The following is a 5,453-nucleotide window of genomic DNA, read 5'->3' as shown; positions in this document are numbered from 1 at the left end:
CCGCAAATACAGCGTGACGCAGGTGCTGCCCGGCTTTGGCGCCATCGATCCCGCCATTGCGCCGCGCCAGGCCATCCGCATCCCGCCGGGGCAGGAACTCCAGCCCGACGAACCCGGCCCTCTGCAGTTTGTGGTGCTGTCCAGCGACCGCGCACTGGGTGCCGGCGTACTCGAACAATCCGATACCGACGTCGCCGACGTTCAAGCCTGCCTCAGCCCGGTGGCGCGCGCCTTTTGCCAAGGAGCAGACCGCGCCCGCACCGGCAGCTGGAACCAGGTCGGCGACTGGTCGGCAGCGGTGGTCAATGCCAAGGTGGTGCCATGAAGACGATCGCACTGTTGCTCGGCGCCGGCGTGCTGCTTGCGGCCCAATCCGAACCGGCGCCTGCCCCCGAACCAGCGCCCGCCCCCGAAGACGAAGGCTCGCGCGTTGTGCGCGGCACCCCGGCCCAGCCCGGCAGTTCACCGTGGCAGATCGAGATCTACCTCAAGATCAAACTGACCGAGGCCGATTTGAAAGAAGACCGTGACCGCGCCGCCAGCGACCCCAAAAAACGCTTTTATGACAAGATGGGCGAATGGGAACGCGATCACATGTGCGGCGGCGCCCTGATCGATGCACAATGGGCGCTCAGCGCGGCGCATTGCTTCGTCACCAGCGAGGAAAAGCTGATCAAGCTGCCGGCGATGGGCGTGCGGCTGGGCAGCATCGATCTGGGTTATGCCACGCCGATGCGCATCGAACGCATCATTGTCCACGGCGACTATCGCCGGTCGGGCAGCAAGCAGCACGACATCGCGCTGCTCCGCCTGGTGCCCGAACCCAATACCAAGGCCGATATCGCCGCCGCCGCTGGCCCGGCGCGCATCTTGAGCGCGGCGATGCGCCCGCTCACCGCCGGCGATGATCTGAAAGTGACGGGCTGGGGCCACACCGGCGAGCGCGTATCCGGGGCGGCGCGCGCTGTCGATGGCCGGGTGATGCGCTCATCGCGGGTGCTGCTCGAAGGCCGGCTCACCCTGCTCGATCAGGCAGAATGCGCCAAGGTGGGGGTGTACAAGAAAACCCTCGGCCCCGGCGTGCTGTGCGTTGCCTCGGGCGACAACAAGCAGCAGGACAGCTGCCAGGGCGACAGCGGCGGGCCGTTGACGCGCCAGCGCGTGCTGGTCGGGCTGGTCAGCACCGGCGAAGGCTGCGGCCTCGGCGGGGTGCCGGCGCTGTATACCAACGTGGCCTATTATGCCGATTGGATAACGGCGGCGAAGGACCAGTCAAAGCCGGAAACGGTGATGCGCTACGCCGCGCAAACCGCAGCAATCAGTCGGCGCCGAACAGGTCGCGGGTAAACACCTTGTCGGCCACATCGGCCAGATCGTCACTCATGCGGTTGGCCAAAATCACATCGGCCTGGGCCTTGAACGCCGCCAGATCGCGCACCACCGGCGAGCCGAAGAACTGGTTTTCCACCATCGCCGGTTCGAAAATGATCACCGGGATGCCGCGCGATTTGATGCGCTTCATGATGCCCTGAATCGAAGATTGGCGGAAATTGTCGCTGTTGGCCTTCATCACCAGCCGATACACGCCCACGGTGCGCGGCTGGCGATCGAAAATACGCTGCGCCAGGAAATCCTTGCGGGTGCGGTTGGCATCGACAATGGCGGCGATCAGATTCTGCGGCACCGCGCCATAATTGGCCAGCAACTGCTTGGTATCCTTGGGTAAACAATATCCGCCATAGCCGAACGACGGGTTGTTGTAATGCAACCCGATGCGCGGATCGAGGCCGATGCCTTCGATGATCTGGCGCGAATCCATCCCCGCCGCCATGGCATAACTGTCCAGCTCGTTGAAGAACGCGACCCGCATGGCGAGATAGGTGTTGGCAAACAATTTGATGGCTTCGGCTTCGGCCGGATCGGTGAGCAGCACCGGCACATCGGCTTTGACAGCCCCTTCCAGCATCAGATCGGCAAACACCCGGCCCATCGGGCCTTTGTCGCCAACGATGATGCGCGACGGATAAAGATTGTCGTTAAGCGCGCGGCCTTCGCGCAGGAACTCGGGGCTGAAAAACACATTGTCGCTACCCAGATCGCGGCGCAGGTGGGTGATGAAGCCCACCGGGATCGTGGATTTCACGACAACCACCGCCTTGGGATTGACCGCCAGCGCCGCGCGCGCAACATTTTCCACCGACGACGTGTCGAAATGATTGGTGTCGGGATCGTAATCGGTGGGCGTGGCGATCACCACCAGTTCAGCACCCTGCACGGCGGCCACCAGATCGGTCGTCGCCGTCAATTGCAGCGGCTTGTGAGCAAGGAAATCCTCCAGCTCGGCATCGACAATCGGGCTTTTCTTGTTGTTCACCAGATCAACGCGGGCAGTGCTGACATCAACCGCCGTCACCTCGTGATTCTGCGCCAGCAACACGGCGTTCGACAGGCCGACATAGCCCAAACCAACGACAGCGATCTTCATGCCATGCTCCTGAAAGCGGGGCAAAGCCCCTCGCTGAATACGCGTTTATCTGGCGCGGAAACGCCACTGGCGCAATGGGTGATGAACGCCCGCGCGGTCAGCGGTCCTCCGCCGGCGGCACGTGCAGCCAGGCGGCATGGCGCGGCGCGCGGCGGGTTTCGCGCCACTCGGCCAGCATCGCAGGCGCCACCGCCTTCAGCTCGGCATATTGCGCCGCCGTGCCGATGTTGCAGGCCAGTTCCAGCCGGTGCCCGTTGGGATCGAAGAAATAGATCGACTTGAAAATGCCGTGCCATGTCGGCCCCAGCACATCGATGCCCTGCGCCTGCAAATGCGCCTTGGCACTGAGCAATTCGGCCTCATCGGCCACCTCGAACGCGATATGCTGCACCCACGCCGGGGTATTGGGGTCGCGGCCCATCTCCGGCTGGTTCGGCAGCTCGAAAAACGCGAGGCAATTGCCGCCGCCGCAATCCAGAAACACGTGCATATAGGGATCGAATTCACCGGTGGACGGCACATGATCCTCGGCAAAGGCGTTGGTGTAAATCATGCCCAGCGTGCGGGCATACCAGTCCACCGTTTCGGCAGCGTCACGGCAGCGATAGGCGACATGGTGGATGCGCCTCAGAACAGGGATGCTCACTGCGCCGGCTCCTCGACCTGCAACACACCTCTCCTGACCTGATCGCGCTCCATGCTTTCGAACAGCGCCTTGAAATTGCCTTCGCCAAAGCCTTCGTCGCCCTTGCGCTGGATGAATTCGAAGAACACCGGCCCAACCATGGTTTCGGAAAAAATCTGCAGCAGCAGGCGCCCAGAACCCTTGCTGCAACCGTCGGTGCTGCCATCGAGCAAAATGCCGCGCGTTTGCAGTTCTGCCACCGGCTCGCCGTGGCCGGGCAGCCGTTCGGCCAGCATCTCGTAATAGGTCGCGGGCGGCGGCGTCATGAACGGCGTGCCGATGGCTTTGAGCCGGTCCCACACCGCAACCAGATCATCGCAGGAAAAGGCGATGTGCTGGATACCTTCACCGTTGTAGGCGCGCAGAAACTCCTCGATCTGCCCCCCTCCTGCATTGGCCCCGCCCCGGCTTTCCTCGTTCAAGGGGATGCGGATCTTGCCGTCGGGCGCGGTCATCGCCTTGCTGGTGAGGCCGGTGTATTCGCCCTTGATATCGAACCAGCGGATTTCGCGGAAATTGGCGATGCGTTCGTAAAACGCCGCCCAGTGCGCCATGCGCCCGCCGTAAACATTGTGGGTGAGGTGATCGATGATTTGCAGCCCAGCACCAACAGGATTGCGCACCGCGCCGGCTTCATACACGAAATCAATGTCATAGATCGAAAGATCATCGCCGTACCGATCAATCAGATAGATGATCGAACCGCCGATGCCGCGAAACCCCGGCAGCCGCAATTCCATCGGCCCGGTGCGCGATTCCACCGGTTCGGCGCCGCGCTCCAGCGCCGCCGCATAGGCGGTGGCCGCATCCTTCACCCGCCAGCCCATGCCGCACGCCGATGCGCCGTGTTCGGCAGCGAAATACCACGCCGGGCTGTGCTTTTCGTAATTCGCGATCAGGTTGATGCCGCCCTGCCGCCACAACTGCACATCCTTGGATCGGTGGTGCGCGACCTGGGCAAAGCCCATTGCGGCGAACACCGGTTCAAGCATGCCCTTGATGGGTGCGCAAAATTCGATGAATTCAAAGCCATCAAGGCCCAGCGGATTGTCGAACAGATCGGCCACGGCGATTCCCCGAGATTATGCCGGGCCGATGATAACGCAGAACGCGGCCAATGTCCGTGCGAGTTGGCAGCGGACGGCGCGGCATCATGCACGATCGGTGCAGAAAACCGCATTTTTACGCACGAACCATGCAGATCAAACCGGAACCGTGAAATGCTTGCCTGCAAACACCGCCTGCCAGCTTTCGATTTCCGATACCACCACTTCGTCGGCGGCGTGCGCCAGATCGGCGACACTGCCATAATCGAGGCTGGCCACCGGCACGCCTTGCAGCAAGGTGGCACGGCGCAGCACGGCATCCAGTTTGTCGGCAGAAACGCGGCTGATGGCGGCAAAGCGATCGAAATCACCAAAATAGCGCACGCCGGCGATGGCGCCGCCCAAGGTGGGAAACAAGACGCCCAAAAACGTGAACAGCTTGGCCGTTTGTTCTGCCGGTTCGGCCGGCAACACGCCAATGACACCGCCGGCCCACAGCACCAGCCACATCGCCACCGCGACCACGGCAAGCTGGAATGAAATGGTGGACACCCGGTCCAGCCGATGATGCACATGATCAAGCCGCCGCGCCTTGCCGCGATGATAATCACGCTGGCCGGCCAGATGCGGTATCAACAAGCCATCCAGCACGGCGCGCAGCCAGCCTGGGGTGAGGGTGGCGGCGGGCAGGCCAACCTGGCGCACAGCCTGGCGGGCGTGAAGTTCGGGCCAAGGCGATCCCTGGCCCGATCCCTGGCCCGATCCCTGGACCGCTCCCTGGCCAGAACCATCGCGCGTGAAATTGCCTTGCGGCCAGCGCCCCGGCGGCCGCATCGCGCCCAGCGCCATCATGAACGGTGCGTGGCGCAGATACTCGGCGGCGCGGCGGGTTTCGAACCAGCGATCGTGCCAATGGCCGCGCTTGGCCAGCGCGGTGGTAACCACAATCGTGCCCAGCAGCATGAATTCGGCCAGTGCAAACACATGCTTCCAGCCCGGCCCGGCGGTGGGCAGGTAAGCAAGGCCAACCAGCACTGCTGCGCCCGATGCCATGAAATTGGCTACCATGCCGCCGCGGTACAGATCGGAAAACCGGGTTGATATGCCATCGGCCCAGGCAAAGCGCTGCAGCACCGCCCGGCCGATGGCGAGCGGCCAGGCCGGATCGGCCCCGGGCAGCGCCCTCAGGCTGGCCAACAGCCCGGCGCCGCTACCGGTAGCGATGGCATCGGGTGTT

General features: G+C 63.4%; 5 protein-coding genes and 1 pseudogene. 2 read left to right on the top strand and 4 right to left on the bottom strand.

Translation table 11 applies throughout. The features are described 5' to 3' along the window. Both ACESL8_RS12775 and ACESL8_RS12770 read left to right on the top strand, forming a co-directional pair. On the top strand, nucleotides 1–325 hold a 325-nt coding region (locus tag ACESL8_RS12775; RefSeq protein ID WP_372919447.1), incomplete at its 5' end, for a hypothetical protein. Beyond that, a complete protein-coding gene (locus ACESL8_RS12770; protein ID WP_372919445.1) occupies nucleotides 322–1,347 on the top strand; it encodes a serine protease in 1,026 nt (341 codons plus the stop codon). The genes ACESL8_RS12775 and ACESL8_RS12770, both read left to right, overlap by 4 nt. Here ACESL8_RS12770 and ACESL8_RS12765 read toward each other — a convergent pair. The 4 genes and pseudogenes from ACESL8_RS12765 to ACESL8_RS12750 form a co-directional block, all read right to left on the bottom strand. Next, nucleotides 1,319–2,485 (bottom strand): nucleotide sugar dehydrogenase, encoded by a 1,167-nt coding sequence (locus tag ACESL8_RS12765; protein ID WP_372919443.1) that lies wholly within the window; start codon nucleotides 2,483–2,485, stop codon nucleotides 1,319–1,321. The two genes, ACESL8_RS12770 and ACESL8_RS12765, sit on opposite strands and share 29 nt — an antisense overlap. Before the next feature lie 97 nt (nucleotides 2,486–2,582). After that, entirely contained in the window at nucleotides 2,583–3,131 is a 549-nt protein-coding gene (locus ACESL8_RS12760; RefSeq protein WP_372919441.1) for a VOC family protein, read from the bottom strand. Continuing rightward, nucleotides 3,128–4,237: a 4-hydroxyphenylpyruvate dioxygenase gene (hppD, locus tag ACESL8_RS12755; RefSeq protein WP_372919439.1), complete on the bottom strand. Its 1,110-nt coding sequence runs from the start codon at nucleotides 4,235–4,237 to the stop codon at nucleotides 3,128–3,130. Before hppD ends, ACESL8_RS12760 begins: the two co-directional genes overlap by 4 nt. A 135-nt stretch (nucleotides 4,238–4,372) precedes the next feature. Further along, a pseudogene (locus tag ACESL8_RS12750) lies at nucleotides 4,373–5,453 on the bottom strand (hypothetical protein); the annotation flags it as partial.

The organism is Sandarakinorhabdus sp., from assembly GCF_041689835.1.
Classification (GTDB): Bacteria; Pseudomonadota; Alphaproteobacteria; order Sphingomonadales; family Sphingomonadaceae; genus Sandarakinorhabdus.
Note: the sequence above shows the minus strand (reverse complement) of the source record. Positions and strands in the feature narration are given on the sequence as shown.

Excerpts from the sequence above, each read along its gene's own strand:
- ACESL8_RS12770 (WP_372919445.1), top strand. The coding sequence starts at position 322 with ATGAAGACGATCGCACTGTTGCTCGGCGCCGGCGTGCTGCTTGCGGCC.
- ACESL8_RS12765 (WP_372919443.1), bottom strand. The coding sequence starts at position 2,485 with ATGAAGATCGCTGTCGTTGGTTTGGGCTATGTCGGCCTGTCGAACGCC.